Here is an 18,352-nt window from a genome sequence, read left to right on the forward strand (position 1 = left end):
ATAAACAGCAGCCCTTAGCTTTGCGGGCCGGCTTGTTTAATCGCATCAGAAACATCGTATTTAGCGAAGTTCTGATTAAAGTCGTCTGCGAGTTTCTTCGCGTATTCGTTGTATTTGTCTTTATCAGCCCAGGTGTTGATAGGGTTCAGTACCTCAGTGTCGACACCAGGTACCGCCACCGGCACGTCTAGGTTTAATACATCGATATGTTGGGTCTCTACATCGGCAAGATTGCCTGACACAATCGCATCAACTACAGCACGCGTGGTTGGGATATCAAAACGCTTACCAATACCGTAAGGACCGCCTGTCCAACCAGTGTTAACCAAGTATACTTTAGCGCCGAACTCACGCACGCGCTTCATTAATAGTTCCGCATAAACACCCGCAGGGCGAGGGAAGAATGGCGCGCCGAAACAGGTTGAGAAAGTAGATTCAATATCAGACGTTGAGCCAATTTCTGTTGAGCCTACTTTAGCGGTGTAGCCACTTAAGAAGTGGTATGCTGCAGCTTCTTCACTTAATACTGATACTGGTGGTAATACACCGCTCACATCACAAGTTAAAAACACCACGGCTTTTGGTTCGCCGGCGCGATTTTCTTCTTTGCGCTTGGCAATGTGCTCTAGTGGGTAGGCGGCACGGGTATTTTGCGTCAAGCTAGCATCGCTGTAATCAGGCGTACGGGTGTCGTCTAGTACCACGTTCTCTAAAATAGTACCAAAGCGAATAGCATCCCAAATAACCGGTTCGTTCTTTTGCGATAAGTCGATGCATTTGGCGTAACAACCGCCTTCAATATTGAAGACGCTACCAGGAGCCCAACCGTGCTCATCATCGCCAATCAAGAAACGACTAGGGTCGGCAGACAGGGTGGTTTTACCCGTGCCTGAAAGGCCAAAGAACAAGGCGGTATCGCCATTCTCACCCACGTTTGCAGAGCAGTGCATAGGTAAAACACCTTTCCCTGGCAGTAAGAAGTTCTGTACTGAGAACATCGACTTCTTCATTTCACCAGCATAGTGCATACCAGCAAGTAACACTTTTCGCTCGGCAAAGTTAATGATCACAGTGCCATCACTATTAGTGCCATCGCGCTCTGGGTCGCATACGAATGAAGGTACATTCAAAATCTGCCATTGCGGTAAATTCGCAGCATTGAACTGCTTTGGCTCAATGAACATATTTTTCGCGAACACGTGGTGCCATGCAGTTTCTGTAGTGACAACAATAGGTAAATAATGCTCTGGATCGGCGCCTACTTCTAAGTGAGAGACAAAGTGATCGTTTTCAGCAACGTGGTTTTCCACACGTTCCCACAACGCATTAAATTTATCGGCATCGAATGGGCGGTTAACATTGCCCCACTGAATATCATTTTCAGTACTTGCTTCTTTTACGATAAAGCGATCTTGAGGAGAGCGACCAGTGCGACGGCCTGTTTTAGCAACAAATGCACCGTTAGCGGCTAGAGTACCTTCGCCGCGACGAACTGCCTGCTCGATCAGTTCTGCGGTTGTAAGATCAACAAAACGAGTAGCGCTTGAAGTCATTTTTTTACCTAAAATTGTGAGAGGTTGAACGGGTTAATCTAAAGCTGTGTGAGAGTGCTTTATGGATTTTATAGTAACAGAAGGTTTGCTTGTATACGAGCGGTGAAAGCCCTAAAAATGGCGGTTTTATATGAAAAAACATGAATAATTTCAGTGATACCGGTGTCATAAAAAAGCAAAATTTCATGATACCGGTGTCATTATTTTAAACAAAAAAGCTCGAGTTTTTCGTACTCGAGCTTTTTAAATGAATGAATGCTTAATTAATTGAAGATTGCTTTAATTTGCTCTTCGTTAAAGCGGTATTCACTGAGGCAATAATGGCAGTTAATAACAATTTCGCCATTCGCCTGTACGTCGGCAAGTAATTCATCTTTGCCGACATTAACGAGTGCATCAATGGTTTTCTCGCGACTACAGGTACATTTAAACTGCACTGGCTGTGGCTCGAACAGTTTAGGGTTGTCTTCATGGTACAAGCGAGTCAATACGGTGTGTGCATCTAAATTTAATAACTCGTCTTCGGTTACTGTATCGCTGAGCGTCTCTAAATGACTAAAATCAGCAGTCGCTTTGTCTTGGTTGACGGGAAGCACTTGCAGGAAAAGGCCCGCTGCACGTTCTTGACCAGGGCTTATATCCGTGGCGAACCACATCCGTGTTTTTAGTTGCTCAGATTGGGCAAAATATTGTTCCACGCATTTAGCTAAGCTGTCATGCTCTAGCGGCACAATCCCTTGATAGCGTTCGCCTTTGACTGGGGTGATAGTAATAATCATATGACCTTTACCCATCAGCGCCAGTAACCCATCTCCTTTTACTTCACCTTGCATGCGAGCGACACCGCGTAGGTTTTGCTCATGATCGCCGTTGATGGCTGCAAACTTTACTGGTCCATCACCTTGGATTTGCACATTAATATGGCCTTGAAACTTGAGTGTCGCAGTCAACAACGAAGTGGTTACGAACAGCTCACCCAAGAGCTTTTTTACGGCGTCAGGGTAGTCGCGGTCTTTGATCACTTGCGCGAAAGCATCGCTTACTTGAACGAGCTCACCACGAACATCGTGTTGCTCAAAAATATAACGGTGTAATAAATCGTTTTGCATGAGTTTCTCTATTTGGCTTTCATCTTAATCAGTTCACGGCGCTGCTTTTTGTCCGGTTTCTGATTAGGGTGTGGCGCAAAGAAGGCATTGTTTTTACGCGCAATGGCGTTTTCTTCGCGTTTTAACTTACTTTGCTCGGTTTCTTCGTAGCAGGTCAGAGCAATGGGGGCACCCACACGCTTTTCAAGTAGTTTAAGCACTTTAATATGTTTTTCATCGAAGCCTTGAGCAAGGCGAATACTCGCTCCCACTTCGACCTGACGACTAGGCTTGCAACGTTGACCGTTATAGTGGACCTTACCCCCTTGCACCATTTCTCGTGCTATGGCGCGAGTTTTGTAGAGGCGCACGGCCCATAACCATTTGTCTAAGCGCACAGATTCGCTGTGTTCGTTCGCTGCTGACTTGCTCACTTTACCTCGGTACTATTTTCTCTAAGTTAAGGGCGAAATTTAGCACAACACAACGACCAAAAAAAGCACAGAACGCTGTCATATTGCTGTCTTGCGCGGAGGTTATACTAGGCTACATGTTTTTACATTAATGCTACATGGTGTGCTTGTTGTCACTCAGTGATAGATGTACTATGTGACGTTAACGACTACAATAATAATAGTATAGAGTTTTGGATTCAGCCCAACTACAACAATGGCTTAAGCAGCTCCCACAGAAAAAAATCGTGGCCACTATCGTGCTGGTTGCGGTGTTGTATTGTGGTTATCTAGCCGCTGGGTTGCTTTGGCTGGTATGGCCACAACCGCAAGCAAGCACGGTGATGCCACCTGTGAGCCAAGCAAACAAAGGTGCAGAGCGAGCAAATATTGCCGCCATCCGTTCAGTTAATTTGTTCGGTGATGCCGCCGCTGTCGAGCAAGCTGAACCTAAACAGGAAGTTATCAGCGACGCCCCTGAAACACGTCTAAGCATAAACCTAACCGGCGTAGTAGCAGCTACCAACGACAAAACCGCCGGGCTCGCCATTATTGAATCCCAAGGGCGCCAAGAGACCTACGGTATTGATGATGTCATCAAAGGAACACGCGCTAAACTAGCAAAAGTACTTCCTGACCGAGCTATTTTGGATGTCGGTGGGCGCTTTGAAACACTGATGCTTGACGGCTTGAGCTTCACTAAAACCGTATCTATGCCTGTGCCAGCAAGTCGGCCACAAGCTGATAATGCCCCCAAAGCGAGTGCCGGTAAGGCGAAAACCATCAATGCCACAGCCAGTGCCGAGGCCAAGCAAGCTCTACAGCAAACACGCAAACAAATTCTTGCCGACCCGGGAAAGTTATCGGAGTATCTACGCATCACTCCGGCACGTAACCAAGGTCGTCTACAAGGGTATAAATTAAGCCCTGGAAAAGATCCGGCTCTATTTAAACAAATGGGCCTTGAAAATAATGACATCGCCATTGCTATAAATGGTTATCAGCTAACCGATATGAAACAAGCCATGGCAGCATTGCAAGAGCTGCGCAATAGCACCGACGCATCTATTACCGTGAACCGCAACGGGCAACTGTTCGATGTGCAATTTAGCCTGCAATAATCACACGTTTGGAGTAAGAACAATGGGCGCGAAATTTCGCACAAAAATAATAAAAGGGCTTGCCAAGTATGGCGCGCTACTTTTCGCCGCTGGGGTAAGTTTAAATCTATACGCAGTCGAATATGCGGCAAACTTTAAGGGCACAGACATCAACGAATTTATCAATATCGTTGGTAAGAACCTTAACAAGACGGTGATCATTGACCCCAATGTACGTGGCAAAATTAATGTGCGTAGCTACGAGCTCATGGATGAACAGCTGTACTATCAATTCTTCCTCAACGTTCTCGAAGTACACGGCTATGCTGCTGTCGAAATGCCTAGTGGTATCATTAAAGTAGAGAAAAGCTCAGACGCGAAAAAGTCTAATGTGCCAGTCATCGGTGAAGATGACGGCATGGGCGGTGATATGCTGGTAACTCGGGTTGTGCGAGTGAAAAATGTAACCGTCCAAGAGTTGGGTCCACTGATCCGTCAGTTTAGTGACCAAAAAGATGGCGGCCATGTTACCAACTTTAACCCTTCTAACGTCATGATGCTGACCGGTCATGCCGAGTCGGTAAACCGCCTTGTGGAAATTATTCGCTTGGTTGACCAAGCCGGTGATAAACGTGTTGATATTGTGCGTCTGAAACATGCCACGGCCTCTGATGTGGTGTCTGTTGTTGATAATATTTTTAAAGACAATGGCAAAGGCAGCGTCCCCGACTTTTTGATCCCTCGGGTCGTTGCAGATGAGCGTACCAACAGCGTGATTGTCAGTGGTGAAGGGCAGGCCCGCACGCGCGCCATTGAACTAGTCAAGCGTTTAGATAACGAGCTAGAGACAACCGGGAATACCAAAGTATTTTACCTTAATTACGCTAAATCAGATGAGCTGGTTAAGGTATTACAGGGGGTTAGTAAGTCTTTAAAAGAAGAGCAGCAAGGCAATGGTAATGCTGCGCGCACCACACGTCGCGGCAGTGATGACATCAGCATTGAAGCGCACGAGGCGTCGAACTCATTGGTGATTACCGCCCAACCCGACATGATGCGTTCACTTGAAAAAGTGATTGAACGATTAGATATTCGCCGTGCGCAAGTCTTGGTAGAAGCCATTATTGTTGAGGTTTCTGAAGGCGATGGCGTTAACTTTGGTTTGCAATGGATCACCGAACAAGGTGGCATGTTGCAGTTTAACAACGGCACCACCGTGCCCGTTGGCTCACTGGCAGTGGCAGCAGAGCAAGCCCGTGATAAAACCGTAAAACGCACTGTGGTAGGTGATGAAACCGGTAATGCCAGTGAGTTTGAAGAAACGATAGAAGGTGATTTAGGTCCTCTTGGTACCCTTTTAGGTGGAATCAATGGCTTAGCTATGGGTATCGTTAAGAATGACTGGGGCGCGATAGTCCAAGCCGTCTCTAACGACACCAATTCGAATATCTTGGCGACCCCTTCGATTACTACCATGGACAATGAAGAAGCGTCGATGATTGTCGGTCAAGAAGTACCCATTATTACCGGCTCGTCGACCGGCAGTAACAATGAAAATCCATTCCAGACTGTTGATCGTCAGGAAGTGGGTGTGAAGCTTAAAGTAACACCGCAAATAAACGATGGCTCGGCAGTGCAGCTAACCATTGAACAAGAAGTATCGAATGTCGCGGGTTCAACGGCGGTGGATATTTCCATTAACAAACGTGCTATTACCACCACAGTGTTAGCCGACGATGGTGGTATGGTTGTGCTCGGCGGTCTTATCGACGAAGACGTCCAAGAAAGTGTCTCTAAAGTGCCGTTACTCGGTGATATTCCTGTGCTCGGTCACTTATTTAAATCCACCAGTACGTCAAAGCGTAAACGTAATCTTATCGTCTTTATTCGCCCCACAATTTTACGCGATATTGAGAGCATGAACCGTTTGAGCCACAGTAAATATAAATTTATCCGTGGTGAGCAGCTCAAACAAAGCGATGACGGTATCGATTTGATGCCAACCGAGCAAGTGCCATTGCTACCTGAGTGGAATGACGCGCTCGTATTGCCGCCGACCTATGAAGAATATTTGAAAGAGCAAAATAAGGCTGAGCGAGACAATGACTGAGCAAATCGCCGCCCAAAGCAGCGCCGAGGTGCCCGTCACTGACGAAGCGCTGATGGAGGTATCAGAAACCGTTGCCACAGCGCCACTGCGACTGCCATTTGCCTTTGCGCGCCGCTTTCAAGTGCTATTGGTGGAGCATGATGAGACGTTACTGCTTTACCATAGCCATGATTTAGAGCCTCAGGTTATGTTGGAGGTGCGCCGCTTCGCAGGCCGAGGGTTTAGCGTAGAGAGGTTGCCGGAGGACAAATTCGAACTCGTCCTTGAGGCGGCCTATCAACGCGATAGTTCGGAAACCCAGCAGTTAATGGAAGATATCGGCAATGAGGCCGATTTATTCTCTCTCGCTGAGGAGCTACCGCAAACCGAAGACCTGCTTGCTGCTGACGATGATGCGCCGATTATCAAGCTGATTAACGCCATGTTGGGCGAGGCTATCAAAGAGGGTGCATCGGATATCCATATCGAAACCTTCGAGCAAGAGCTTGTGATTCGTTTTCGCGTCGATGGTGTGCTCAAAGAGGTGCTCAAGCCTAATCGCAAGCTAGCTTCGCTGCTCGTATCGCGTATTAAAGTTATGGCTAAACTGGATATTGCTGAAAAGCGTGTTCCTCAAGATGGTCGTATCAGCCTACGCATTGCTGGGCGCGCGGTTGACGTGCGGGTGTCAACGATGCCATCAAGCTTTGGTGAGCGGGTGGTGCTGCGTCTACTTGATAAAAACAATGCCCGCCTTGATTTACAAGACCTGGGAATGACGCGACGCAACCAAGATCTGTTTGCAGAGCTTATTCGTAAACCCCATGGCATTATTCTTGTAACCGGCCCAACAGGTTCGGGTAAAAGTACCACCCTGTATGCGGGAATGACGGCCATTAATAGCCGAGACCGCAATATCCTCACCGTTGAAGACCCTGTTGAGTACGAGATCCCCGGTATCGGCCAAACTCAGGTCAATCCCAAAGTGGATATGACGTTTGCGCGCGGTCTGCGAGCTATTTTGCGTCAAGATCCAGATGTGGTGATGGTGGGTGAAATCCGTGATTTAGAAACCGCGCAAATTGGTGTTCAGGCGTCACTCACCGGTCACTTAGTACTGTCAACTTTGCACACCAACACCGCAGCCGGGGCGATCACCCGTATGGAAGATATGGGGGTAGAACCTTTCTTATTGTCCTCGTCGCTGTTAGGAGTCTTGTCTCAACGTTTAGTGCGCACCTTGTGTAATAATTGTAAGCAGGCTCATGAAGCTGATGAAAGTGAATGCCAGCTCTTAGGTGTGCCCGCTGAAAACCCACCTACTATCTATCGCGCCCAAGGCTGTGAAGAATGTAACTATAACGGTTATAAAGGGCGTACCGGTATTCATGAGTTGTTAGTGGTGGACGACCATATCCGTGAGCTGATCCATAACGGCCATGGTGAGCAAATGGTTGAGAAATATGTGCGTCAGCACAGCCCAAGTATTCGCCAAGATGGCTGCTCTAGAGTTCTTGCTGGAAAAACGACTTTGGAAGAAGTGTTACGGGTTACCCGTGAGGAGCAATAGTGGCAGCATTTGAATATCGCGCGTTAGATGGGCGAGGCAAAGAAAAAAAAGGGCTTTTAGAGGCCGATACGGCAAAGCAAATACGTCAGCAATTGCGTGACAAAGGACTGATGCCTGTTGCCGTGGAATTAGCCGCTTCTCAAGAAAAGGCCAGTGCTGCCAATAAAGGCTTATTAGGCAACGTATTTAAAGCGAAAATATCGACGTCAGATCTTGCCCTTATTACCCGTCAGCTTGCCACTCTTATTCAATCCGCTTTGCCAGTTGAAGCTGCGGTCATGGCCGTGGCCGAGCAATGTGAGAAGCCGCGCCTGAAGAAAATGTTGATGGCGGTACGCTCGAAGGTAGTTGAGGGTTACACCCTAGCCGATGGCCTCGCGGAGTTTCCTCACGTGTTTGATAATCTGTATCGGGCGATGGTCTCAGCAGGTGAAAAATCAGGGCATCTAGACCAGGTTTTAAACCGCTTAGCGGATTACACCGAGCAACGTCAACACATGCGCTCACAGATTACCCAGGCCATGGTATACCCTATCATTTTGGTGATTTTTGCCGTGGCCATTGTTTCCATTCTTCTGGGAACTGTGGTGCCCAAGATATTGAAAACCTTTGAAAAGTCAAAGCAAGCTTTACCTTGGACCACCGAGTGGGTGATGGCTGCCAGCCACTTCGTGCAAAACTATTGGTTTGTGTGCATCGCAGTATTTGTGTTGCTCACAGTCGGTATTAAGCAAGCGCTGAAAAAGCCCAATATTCGCTTTTGGTATGACAGCAAGCTGCTCACCTTACCCGGTATCGGCAAAGTGAGTCGGGGCTTAAATACTGCGCGTTTTGCTCGTACCCTAAGCATTCTTTCTTCCAGTGCTGTGCCGCTGCTTGAGGGTATGAAAATTTCAGGTCATGTGCTTGCCAACGAGAAGATTAAAGCGGCCGTTGCCGAGGCGGCTACTCGAGTCAGTGAAGGGGCTAGCCTTCGAGCGGCGCTTGAGCAAACTAAGCTTTTCCCGCCCATGATGCTACATATGATAGCCAGTGGTGAGAAGTCAGGCGAGTTAGAGCAAATGTTAGAGCGCGCCGCCGACAACCAAGATCGTGAGTTTGAAACCATGGTCAATGTGTCACTTAAACTTTTGGAACCCGCGATGATAGCAACCATGGCTATTATCGTGTTATTTATCGTAATGGCCATATTGCAACCGATTATGGCGATGAACAAGGCCATTGGCTTATAAGCTAAGGCGCAGATGGATTTAAGCAATTAGAGGTAATGACAGTGAGAAAGCAATCTGGTTTTTCATTATTAGAAGTGATGGTAGTTCTGGTCATTATTGGCATGATCATGTCAATTGTGGCACCCAACATTATGGGACAACAGGAAGAGGCCGCATTAGACAAAGCAAAGCTAGATATTCAACAGCTTGAAGATGCATTGAGCCTGTATAAATTAAAAAATAAGACCTACCCAACCACGGAGCAAGGTCTTGAAGCTTTGGTGACCAAAACAAGTATTGAACCGGTGCCAAAACGTTTTCCTGATGGTGGTTTCATAGAGAACTTACCGGAAGATCCATGGGGTAATCCGTATCAGCTTATTTACCCAGGAGAAGTCGGTAAGATTGACGTATTTTCAATGGGTCCGGACGGTGAAGCGGGTACTGAGGACGATATCGGTAACTGGGACGAAGAAGAGCGTTAATTTGTATGGCAGTTGCTCGTCATCGTGGCTTTAGTTTAATCGAGATTTTAGTGGTTTTAGCGATCATCGCTTTTACCGCTAACCTCGTGGTATACAGCATCGATGACTCACATGAGGATGAGCTCGAGCAACACGCCCTCGCGCTGCAAACCAGTATTAATTATGCCTCTGAGTACGCCATTTTAAATCAGCGTCAATTAGGGTTGTATGTTGCCGATAATGGCTATGAGTTTTTAACCTATGCTGAGCAGGAATGGCGGCCATTGGAAGATGCCGAAGGGATACTGAAAGGCAAGCAATTCGAACCGCCTTTTGAGTTGACCCTTAATCAAGAAGATTTGCCATGGGCGCAAGATAGCCTGCTCGATGCCGTCGACTGGCAGCAGCTTTTAGGGGTCGATGAAGAGGACTTCCTTGAGCTGGAAAAAATGAAAATCCCGCAGGTGATGATCCTTTCCTCTGGAGAGGTCAGCCCGTTTGAGCTGGCGTTGGCCGTGGATAGCCGTGAAGAAGAGCTTATGCCCTACACCATAACCGGTGAGTTTATGGCTCCCGTGGCACTTGATAGAGAGCAGTGGCCATGAATCGAAACAGGGGGGGGCGGTATCAGGGCTTTACGTTGTTGGAAGTGATGGTGGCCTTGAGTATATGCGCCATGGCTGGCATCGCGGCGATGCAAATCAGCGGCGAGCATATTAATCACTTAAGTACCATCGAAGAGCAAACCTTTGCGTCTTGGGTGGCAGAAAACCAGTTAGTTGAAATTCGTGCTCAAGGTGACAAGTGGGCTGCTAAAAATAACCATAAAGGCAAAGTCGAGTTGGCTGGAAAAACCTGGTATTGGCAGCAAAAAGTCACGCGCACGGCGGACAGTAGCTTTGTAAAAGTGGATATCGAGGTGTACACCGATGAGCAATACGAGCAGTTTGCTTACACCCTGTCCACCTATATCGATAAAGAGGCCAAAAGCAATGGCCGGCGCTAATGGCTGTCACAATGCGGGCGAAGGCGGTTTTACCTTAGTCGAGGTGTTGGTCGCGTTGGCTGTGATGGTGTTTATTATCGGCGCAACCCATCAGATTTTGGACGTAACCACACGCACCAAGGAAGCGTCAGAGCAAACCTTGGATGAGCTCTCACGGCTACAAAACGTATTTCGTATGCTAGAGCAAGACTTTAGCCAGATCACTAAACGCAAAGTGCGCAACGAGGCTGGTGATACGCAAGAGCAATTCCTGATGCACGAACGTTATTTATTCGATAGCGAGTTTGATGGTATCGGCTTTGTGCGCAGCGGCTGGACAAACCCCGGCTACCTATTACCGCGCAGTGAATTGCAAGCTGTGGCATATCGGGTACAAGAGGGGCGGCTAGAGCGGCTATATCGACTCTATGTCGATCAGTTAGATAGTACAGAGCCACGTGTGCAAGTGCTGTTGGAGGGGGTGCAAGAGCTCACTTTTGAATTTTATGACAGTAAAGGAGAGCAGCCATGGCAGCCACAGTGGCAACAAGAGGGATTACCCAAAGCGGTATCTATTGAGCTGACGCTAAAAGACCGGGAGCCAATTAAACGTTTGTTTTTACTTGCAGGGCAAGGCAAAGAGGCAAAAAGTGGCGAAAAGTAAACAGTCAGCTCGTGGTGCAGCGCTGGTTATCGTGTTGTTTATTGTCGCCTTGGCGACGACGATAGCGGCACAAATGAGCATCAATTTAATGGTGCAAGTGCAAAAGTCTACGAATTTAGACGATTTCCGCCAGGCGAAATGGTATGCCTATGCAGCGGAAGCGCTGGCACAAAAAGTGTTGCGGGAAAGCATTGAAAAAGAGCCCGATAAAATGCATTTACAACAACCTTGGGCACTCGCCGCTGACACCCCTTATCCGGTGGAAAACGGCACCATTAGCGGTGCGATAAGGGACTTACAAACGTGCTTAAACTTAAATGCCTTGCGCGCTGAGCCCAGTGCTGCTGAAGGCGGCTTTGTAAAATCAAATCCTGCGCACAAGGCGCTGCTAGCCTTGCTCAAAGAAGTTGAGGAGTTGCCTGCGCAAGAGTCGGAAGAGGCCATGGCTGACAGTGTCTTTGATTGGCTTGATGAAGACAGTATTACCATGCGTTCTGGCGCTGAAGAAGATGAGTATTTGTCACGTGATGTGCCTTACTTAACCGCCAATAACTTCTTCGCCGATATTTCAGAGCTGCGTTTAGTGAAGGGCTTTAACCCCTTAGTCATGCAGAAAATAGCCCCCTATGTGTGCGTTATTCCTGATGACGAGCTGTTTTCTATTAACGTCAATACCATTACTGAAGATCAGGCGCTGTTATTAGCAGCAATGGTCAATGGTCTCAGTGAGTCAGGTGCGCAGGCGGTGATTGCCGCTCGTCCCGACGAAGGATTCGATGAGCTCAATGAGTTCACCACAGAAGTAAAAAAACAAGGCGGACAGGATGTGAAGGCAGATGATGAGCGTTTTGTGTTGAAAAGTGAGTACTTTCAATTACAGACCACCGCTACCTTCGTTGATTTCGAGTTTACTATGACGTCATTACTACAAGCAGATAAAAACAACGTAACTATTTTGGCGCGAAAATTTGGAGGCGTGCAGTGAGAGAGTCCTTACTGATCCACGTGGGCGAGCGCCCCGATCAGCCCATACATTGGCTGGTCTATAACCGCAGTGAAAATGAAATTATTGGCAGTGGTCAACTACATGATGCCAATGAATTAGAGCAGTTAGCAACGAAAGCACATAACCGTGAGTGCACCTTAGTGTTACCCAGCGCTCAGGTGCAATGTCACCGCGTGCAATTGCCGACTAAGTGGAGCCGCAAGCTAGAGCAAGCGCTTCCTTATATGATTGAGGAGCAGGTTGCCGTTGATGTCGACAGCTTGTTTATCGCTCACGGCCAGGCGCACAGTGATGGCGAGCAGCACTTCATTCAGGTTGCTTTGGTGAACCGTCAATGGTTGCAAAATTGGCTATCAGTATTGAGCGATGCGCAGTTGCTTGTCGAGCATATTCACAGTGATGCCCTGTTATTACCAGAGCCTCAGCCACAGCGAGCTACCGCGATGGCTGTCAATGAGCATAGCTTTTTGGTGCGCTATGGAGCGTGGCATGGTGCACAGCTAGAACCACAGTGGGCCGAAGCCTTTTTAAGTGCCGTTGGCGTACAAACCTTAGACTTGTATAGCCCGTTGCCTGGTTATCACAGTGAGCAGATAGCCACCGAAGTACATGAAGAGAAGTTTGAGTTACCTTTGGCGATGTTCGCCACCGCCTCGTCGCCAATCGATCTTCGCCAAGGCGAATTTGCTTATAAAAAGCAAAGCTATGGCTGGTTAAAAACTTGGCGCCCAGCGATGGTGGCAGCAGCGGTGACCTTGGTCTTTATGCTTGGGGTTAAAGGCGCGCAGCTTTATCACTATAGTAGCCAAGCTGAAGCAACCAAGGCTCAGGTGATCAGTACTTATGAACGTGCTTTCCCAGGCACTAAAGTGCGTCCTCATTTATTACGGAGTCAGATTAACGGTGCTTTGAAAGAAAGTGGCCAAGATCCGAGCGCTCAATTTTTATTATTACTACAAGATTTTGCCGATGTGGTGCAACAAAGCAAACAGTTTGTGCCGCAAACATTACGCTTTGACCAACGTCGCAATGAGCTACGCGTAGGGGCTCGAGGGCAAGATTTCCAAAGTTTTGGGCAGGTAAAAGCCAAACTCGAGCAGCGCGGTTTAGATGTTGAGCAAGGCTCACTCAATAACGATGGTGAAAGTGTCATCGGCGAGTTAAGAATAAGGGGAGCACAATGAGCGCACTCACTAATTATTGGCAGTCCTTAAAGCCGCAAGAGCAACGCTTACTCTTAATTGCTGGTGCGGTATTTGTGGTGTTCTTCTTTGTCATGGTGGTTTATCGGCCGTTGAATAATGCCATTGAAGACGCCAAGCAAGACCAGCTAAAACAACAAGAGTTGCTGCAATTTGTGCAGCAAAGTGTGGTCAAGCTCAAAGCAAAAGGTGCCGTTGCCAACACCGGTGGCAAAAATGTGACGCAAATCGTCAACCGCACCCGGGGTCGATATCAAATTGCGATCAGTCGTATGCAGCCAAGCGGTGATGGCTTACGGGTAAACATTGACAGTGTGCCGTTCAACCAGTTGTTAGCTTGGCTTGACGAGTTGGTGAACAATCACGGCGTTAGCATCGCCAATATTGAACTGTCGCAAGACCAAAAGCCTGGGCATGTGCGCGTTAGCCGCATTGTATTGGAGTAACTATGTCTGTGAAGAAAGCATTCGCTCTGGGAAGCTTATTTTTACTATCTTTTATTATCTTTGCTGTGGCTTTATTTCCCGCCTCTATCGCGCTTAATTTGGCGGCTAAGCAATTGCCGCCAGGATTACAGCTAGGGCCAGCAAGCGGAACCATCTGGCAAGGACAAATAAATGGTGTGCGCTATCAAGGTCAATACCTGAGCAAAGCGCAGTGGCAAGTAAATGCCTGGGCATTACTAACAGGTAAAGCGCAAGTGGATGTCACCCTAGGTAATAAACGTAACCCTGAGGAGCTCTCTGCGGGTGGGGTGATTAATTATGGGTTGTTTGAGAAGGACTTAACGGTTACTGATGCTAATGCCCGTATTCGTATAGAGCAGGCATTGGCACAAGTACAACTACCTATTCCCACTCAAGCGCGGGGGCGGATTTTTGTTGATATTGCCCAATATCAATTGGGTCAGCCGCACTGCCAAGCTCTCGCTGGTGAAATTAGCTCACCAGATATCACCGTGAAAGGGCGCAATGGCTGGTTCAGTATTGGTGAATTAGAAGGGCAGTTAGCCTGTAAAAACGGCGGTATTAGCGTGAAAGTTGATAAAGAGAATCGCCTTGGGCTGCAAGTTGATGCGGGCCTTAACGAGCGTAGTCAACTTACAGCAAGTGGTTTTGTAAAACCGGATGCGAGTCTACCTAAGGATGTGCATGATGCTGTACAGTTCCTTGGCAACCAAACCAGTGATGGGCGTTATAGGATCAACTTCTAATGACCGACAGTGTGCAGCAACAACTGCAAAAATACTTGGATGAACATGACCACGCAATGGACTTTGTGCAGCTGCAAGGCTACTTGTTTGCCCTTGTGTGCGCCCCTCAGCCTATCGAGCCAGAGCAATGGTTGGTCGATGTGTTGGGCGAGCAAGCCGCGAAGAGCGATGAGAGCGTATTATTTGCGTTAATGAATGCGCAGCAACAGGTGAGCGATCAAGTTTATAGTGAGGGGTTCAACCTGCGTAAGGTTGTGCAATTGCGTCAGCCTTGGCAGCATAACTTTGCCAATGATGCACCTATACTTCTGTGGAGCCAAGGGTTTGCGATTGGTGTTAGCTATTATATTGAGCCGTTGCTAACGGCGCAGGCGGTGGATGATGACAGTCGCGAGATGTTGCTACAAGCGGTGACCGTACTGAGTTTGTTCAGTGAGCAACAAGCATTTTGCGCACAAGCGGCACAAAGTGGGCAGAGCGAGCAACAGTTTGCCGAAGTCTTGTTCGATATGATGGCCGACTTTAGCCTCGGCTTTGCTGAGCTGATTGAGCTTGTTGCGGTGCAAAGTGGCTTGTTTGATGATGAGCAAGAATGGGACGGTTAGGATAGCTGCAATAACACGTCGGTACAGCCCTTTTCGCACCGTGCGCTCGCATAGCCCGGCTCAGCCAGAGCGAGGGTGACTTTTCCATGGCAGTGCTCGCAGCGCACCTCTTGACCTTTAGACAGTCGCTGTAGCAATTTTTTTTGCTGCACAAACGACTGGCTTTGCTTTTTGGTCAGTGACGAGAAATCCATAACTTAGTGGGTGCTGGCGATGACCGAGCAGCTTTGGCGCAAAGCATCACCAAACAGATATTCATTAAGCTCGCGGTTTAAACAGTATTTATGCTCCCATGCGTACATGCTCTTAACGGTACGCAAAGCAGACGCTAGATGTTGATCCTGTTTGTCTGTCAAGCGTACCTGTTGGCGAATTTGCTCTAGGGCTCGTTTGGCTTTGACTTCTTTGTTCACTTTACTGGCCGCGCTCAAATCGGACATGGTCTGATTAAACAGCTTGTCGCGGGGGCCTTTTACTATCGGGTGGTCTATGGTGAAAAAAGCCAACACCAAAAAAATAATAACCAATAACTTCTTCATAACTAAACCTTGATCTAGGTAACTGCGAGCGCAGCCCTAGTTTAGTAAACTCTGTGTTTTAAAAGCAAGCAAAAGCCATCATATATGCCTGCAAAGGCATCATTTTTGTCGCTAAATTGATATACTTGCACTCTAAGCAGTTAAACTAACTGTCCCCTTCCTAAAAACGTGGCGTTGAGGAAAGACAATGGATAAAGAGCAGCGGATCAAGGTAAAAAATATCCCTACTGACGTGAAGATCGAAAAGCCCAGTGCGGCGCAAAGCGATCGATTTAATCCCCGTAACCGCATTTACGTTCGCGCTGTAACAGGCCTCCATCAATTGTTACGTCAACGTATTGGTCTGGTAGGAATGTTGGCCTTTATGTTACTTCCTTGGATTAATTACAATGGCCAGCAAGCAGTGTTATTCGATTTAATGAACCAGCACTTCACCATTTTTGGGCTGACGTTTTTACCGCAAGATCTCACCATTCTCGCGTTTATTTTTATGATTGCTGCCTTTGCGCTGTTTTTGGTGACTACCTTTTACGGCCGAGTATGGTGTGGTTATACCTGCCCGCAAACCGTGTGGACGTTTATTTTTATTTGGTTCGAAGAGAAGATAGAGGGCACTGCAAATCAGCGTAAAAAGTTGGATCAGCGCCCCATGGACTTTGATAAGTTTTGGCGTAAAACAGCCAAGCACGGTAGCTGGCTGCTTTTCTCTCTCTATACCGCTATTACCTTCGTTGGCTACTTCACTCCTATTCGTGAGTTGTTGCCTGACTTTCTTACCTTTTCAGCCGGTGGTTATGCGGTATTAAGTATTGCTGTCTTTACGCTATGCACCTACGGTAATGCTGGGTGGATGCGCGAAATCATGTGTTTGCATATTTGTCCTTACTCACGTTTTCAATCAGCCATGTTTGATAAAGATACCTTCACAGTCAGTTACGATGCTAAGCGCGGTGAGAAACGTGGTCCACGTGGGCGTAAACAAGATCCAAAGGAACTGGGTTTAGGCGATTGCATCGACTGTAACTTGTGTGTGCAAGTGTGCCCGACCGGCATCGATATTCGTAACGGCCTGCAGTATGAGTGCATAAACTGTGGCGCCTGTATTGATGCCTGCGATGGCGTGATGGATAAAATGAATTATCCACGCGGGCTTATCTCCTACACCACCGAGCGCAACCTTGAAGCGTCGGCAGAGAAAACCAAACCCGTTCGTGGCAAGCTGATTGGCTATTCAGTCATTCTATTTATTCTTATTGGTGCGCTGGCGGCCAATATCATGATGCGCGTGCCGATGGACTTAGACATTATCCGCGATCGGAATCAGCTGTATCGGGTCAATATGGAAGGCTTGGTAGAGAATACCTATACCTTAAAGATTCTAAATAAAGCCCAGCAAGAACAGCGCTTTAGAGTCGAAGTGCAGGGGTTGGAGCATTATCAAGTGATTGGTGAGCAGGAGTTCACCGTACAGCCGGGGCGCTCCCACAATGCACCGTTGTCGGTGATCATTGACCCTTATGACTTACGTAAGCCAATGACCGAATTTGAGTTTGTGCTTTACCCAGTGGATAGCCCTGACACTCAGCTTAAGCAATCCAGCAACTTCTTTAAAGGGCGCTAATGTGAGCGAGTTTAGTTTTGCATCTTTGACACCTGACACCATTTTAGATGCCCTTGACTCGGTTGAGGTGTACGCCGAGTCCGGGTTATTAGCACTCAATAGCTATGAGAATCGGGTGTATCAATTTTTGGCAGAGGATAAGCGCCGCTATGTTGTAAAGTTCTATCGCCCAGAGCGTTGGAGCGATGCACAAATTTTGGAAGAGCACCGCTTCACTCAAGAATTAATGGATGCTGAGGTGCCAGTGGTGGCACCTTTGACAATCAACGGCAAGACCCTGTTTAAGCATCAAGGTTATCGTTTTACCTTGTTCCCAAGTGTGGGTGGCCGGCAGTTTGAAATGGACAACCTGGATCAGTTGGAGCAACTCGGGCGCTTAATCGGGCGGATGCACCAAACGGCTAAAGCGTCTGCTTTTGAGCAGCGACCAACGCTTGGGTGCGACGAGTATTTGCATCAAGCTAAGGTTCATTTACAGCAAAGTAACTTGGTGAGCACAGCCATGTCGCTGCCATTTTATACGGTACTGCAACAGGTTATTGATAAAACGGTACAACTTTATGATTGTTCGCAGAGTATTCGCTTGCATGGTGACTGCCACGCTGGCAACATTCTATGGTCTGCGGACAACACCCTGACATTCGTTGACCTTGATGACAGCCGACAAGGCCCTGCGATTCAAGATTTATGGATGATGCTCAGTGGTGACAGGCAAAATCAGTTATTGCAGCTTGATACCTTGGTTCTGGCATATGAAGAGTTTGCCGACTTCGACCATTCTCAGTTGCGATTGATTGAGCCATTGCGAGCCATGCGCATGGTGCATTATATGGGCTGGATAGCAAAACGTTGGTCAGATCCGGCGTTTGAACGGAACTTTTCTTGGTTTGCTGAAGACAAATACTGGGAACAGCAAACTCTGGCTTTAAAAGAGCAGTTGGCGGCGTTAGATGAGCCACCATTAAAACTTTTACCTTAAGCACCTGCTTT

The 18,352-nt window shown here is 47.7% G+C and carries 19 protein-coding genes; 15 read left to right on the plus strand and 4 right to left on the minus strand.

What is annotated here, in order from left to right; all coding sequences use genetic code 11:
• Nucleotides 1-14: 14 nt before the first annotated feature.
• From MHM93_RS11160 to hslR, 3 genes are all read right to left on the minus strand, one after another.
• Nucleotides 15-1,553: a phosphoenolpyruvate carboxykinase gene (locus MHM93_RS11160; RefSeq protein WP_022943730.1), complete on the minus strand. Its 1,539-nt coding sequence runs from the start codon at nt 1,551-1,553 to the stop codon at nt 15-17.
• 263 nt (nt 1,554-1,816) lie between these two features.
• On the minus strand, nt 1,817-2,662 hold the full coding sequence (hslO, locus tag MHM93_RS11165; protein ID WP_045979096.1) for an Hsp33 family molecular chaperone HslO: 846 nt from the start codon (nt 2,660-2,662) through the stop codon (nt 1,817-1,819).
• An 8-nt stretch (nt 2,663-2,670) separates the two neighbouring features.
• The gene (gene hslR, locus MHM93_RS11170) at nt 2,671-3,075 is read right to left on the minus strand and encodes a ribosome-associated heat shock protein Hsp15 (RefSeq protein WP_022943732.1); all 405 of its coding nucleotides are present in this window, start codon (nt 3,073-3,075) and stop codon (nt 2,671-2,673) included.
• A 212-nt stretch (nt 3,076-3,287) separates the two neighbouring features.
• Here hslR and gspC point away from each other — a divergent pair, with 212 nt between their 5' ends.
• Genes gspC through MHM93_RS11235 form a run of 13 tightly spaced genes read left to right on the plus strand, consistent with a single transcriptional unit; the run spans nt 3,288 to nt 15,202 of the window.
• Nucleotides 3,288-4,214: a type II secretion system protein GspC gene (gene gspC / locus MHM93_RS11175; RefSeq protein WP_022943733.1), complete on the plus strand. Its 927-nt coding sequence runs from the start codon at nt 3,288-3,290 to the stop codon at nt 4,212-4,214.
• A 22-nt stretch (nt 4,215-4,236) separates the two neighbouring features.
• A complete protein-coding gene (gene gspD / locus MHM93_RS11180; protein ID WP_130147076.1) occupies nt 4,237-6,303 on the plus strand; it encodes a type II secretion system secretin GspD in 2,067 nt (688 codons plus the stop codon).
• A 52-nt stretch (nt 6,304-6,355) separates the two neighbouring features.
• The gene (gspE, locus tag MHM93_RS11185) at nt 6,356-7,852 is read left to right on the plus strand and encodes a type II secretion system ATPase GspE (RefSeq protein ID WP_239449226.1); all 1,497 of its coding nucleotides are present in this window, start codon (nt 6,356-6,358) and stop codon (nt 7,850-7,852) included.
• The gene (gene gspF / locus MHM93_RS11190; protein ID WP_045979098.1) at nt 7,852-9,084 is read left to right on the plus strand and encodes a type II secretion system inner membrane protein GspF; all 1,233 of its coding nucleotides are present in this window, start codon (nt 7,852-7,854) and stop codon (nt 9,082-9,084) included. The genes gspE and gspF overlap by 1 nt, the downstream gene beginning before the upstream one ends.
• Before the next feature lie 41 nt (nt 9,085-9,125).
• A complete protein-coding gene (gspG, locus tag MHM93_RS11195) occupies nt 9,126-9,548 on the plus strand; it encodes a type II secretion system major pseudopilin GspG (RefSeq protein ID WP_026110940.1) in 423 nt (140 codons plus the stop codon).
• 5 nt (nt 9,549-9,553) lie between these two features.
• Nucleotides 9,554-10,132: a type II secretion system minor pseudopilin GspH gene (gspH, locus tag MHM93_RS11200; RefSeq protein ID WP_239385624.1), complete on the plus strand. Its 579-nt coding sequence runs from the start codon at nt 9,554-9,556 to the stop codon at nt 10,130-10,132.
• On the plus strand, nt 10,129-10,533 hold the full coding sequence (gene gspI / locus MHM93_RS11205) for a type II secretion system minor pseudopilin GspI (protein WP_239449190.1): 405 nt from the start codon (nt 10,129-10,131) through the stop codon (nt 10,531-10,533). The genes gspH and gspI overlap by 4 nt, the downstream gene beginning before the upstream one ends.
• The gene (gene gspJ, locus MHM93_RS11210) at nt 10,520-11,176 is read left to right on the plus strand and encodes a type II secretion system minor pseudopilin GspJ (RefSeq protein WP_239449191.1); all 657 of its coding nucleotides are present in this window, start codon (nt 10,520-10,522) and stop codon (nt 11,174-11,176) included. Before gspI ends, gspJ begins: the two co-directional genes overlap by 14 nt.
• Nucleotides 11,163-12,161, plus strand: coding sequence for a type II secretion system minor pseudopilin GspK (gspK, locus tag MHM93_RS11215; RefSeq protein ID WP_022943741.1), 999 nt, complete (start codon nt 11,163-11,165; stop codon nt 12,159-12,161). Before gspJ ends, gspK begins: the two co-directional genes overlap by 14 nt.
• On the plus strand, nt 12,158-13,366 hold the full coding sequence (gene gspL, locus MHM93_RS11220) for a type II secretion system protein GspL (RefSeq protein ID WP_239449192.1): 1,209 nt from the start codon (nt 12,158-12,160) through the stop codon (nt 13,364-13,366). Before gspK ends, gspL begins: the two co-directional genes overlap by 4 nt.
• The gene (locus MHM93_RS11225) at nt 13,363-13,830 is read left to right on the plus strand and encodes a type II secretion system protein M (RefSeq protein ID WP_045979103.1); all 468 of its coding nucleotides are present in this window, start codon (nt 13,363-13,365) and stop codon (nt 13,828-13,830) included. Before gspL ends, MHM93_RS11225 begins: the two co-directional genes overlap by 4 nt.
• Before the next feature lie 2 nt (nt 13,831-13,832).
• Entirely contained in the window at nt 13,833-14,597 is a 765-nt protein-coding gene (locus tag MHM93_RS11230) for a type II secretion system protein N (RefSeq protein ID WP_239449193.1), read from the plus strand.
• Nucleotides 14,597-15,202 carry a UPF0149 family protein gene (locus tag MHM93_RS11235; RefSeq protein WP_022943745.1) on the plus strand — a complete coding sequence of 202 codons (606 nt, stop codon included), beginning with the start codon at nt 14,597-14,599 and terminating at the stop codon, nt 15,200-15,202. Before MHM93_RS11230 ends, MHM93_RS11235 begins: the two co-directional genes overlap by 1 nt.
• 197 nt (nt 15,203-15,399) lie before the next feature.
• On the opposite strand, the gene MHM93_RS11240 is transcribed toward MHM93_RS11235, so the two are convergent.
• Nucleotides 15,400-15,741: a hypothetical protein gene (locus MHM93_RS11240; RefSeq protein WP_152441301.1), complete on the minus strand. Its 342-nt coding sequence runs from the start codon at nt 15,739-15,741 to the stop codon at nt 15,400-15,402.
• 187 nt (nt 15,742-15,928) lie between these two features.
• On the opposite strand from MHM93_RS11240, the gene ccoG reads away from it, so the two are divergent.
• Both ccoG and MHM93_RS11250 read left to right on the plus strand, forming a co-directional pair.
• Nucleotides 15,929-17,362, plus strand: coding sequence for a cytochrome c oxidase accessory protein CcoG (gene ccoG, locus MHM93_RS11245; protein WP_130147090.1), 1,434 nt, complete (start codon nt 15,929-15,931; stop codon nt 17,360-17,362).
• Nucleotide 17,363: 1 nt separating this feature from the next.
• Nucleotides 17,364-18,341 carry a serine/threonine protein kinase gene (locus MHM93_RS11250; protein WP_022943749.1) on the plus strand — a complete coding sequence of 326 codons (978 nt, stop codon included), beginning with the start codon at nt 17,364-17,366 and terminating at the stop codon, nt 18,339-18,341.
• Nucleotides 18,342-18,352 lie beyond the last annotated feature (11 nt).

It is taken from the genome of Pseudoalteromonas sp. MM17-2 (genome assembly GCF_022347945.1).
Lineage (GTDB): Bacteria > Pseudomonadota > Gammaproteobacteria > Enterobacterales > Alteromonadaceae > Pseudoalteromonas > Pseudoalteromonas ruthenica.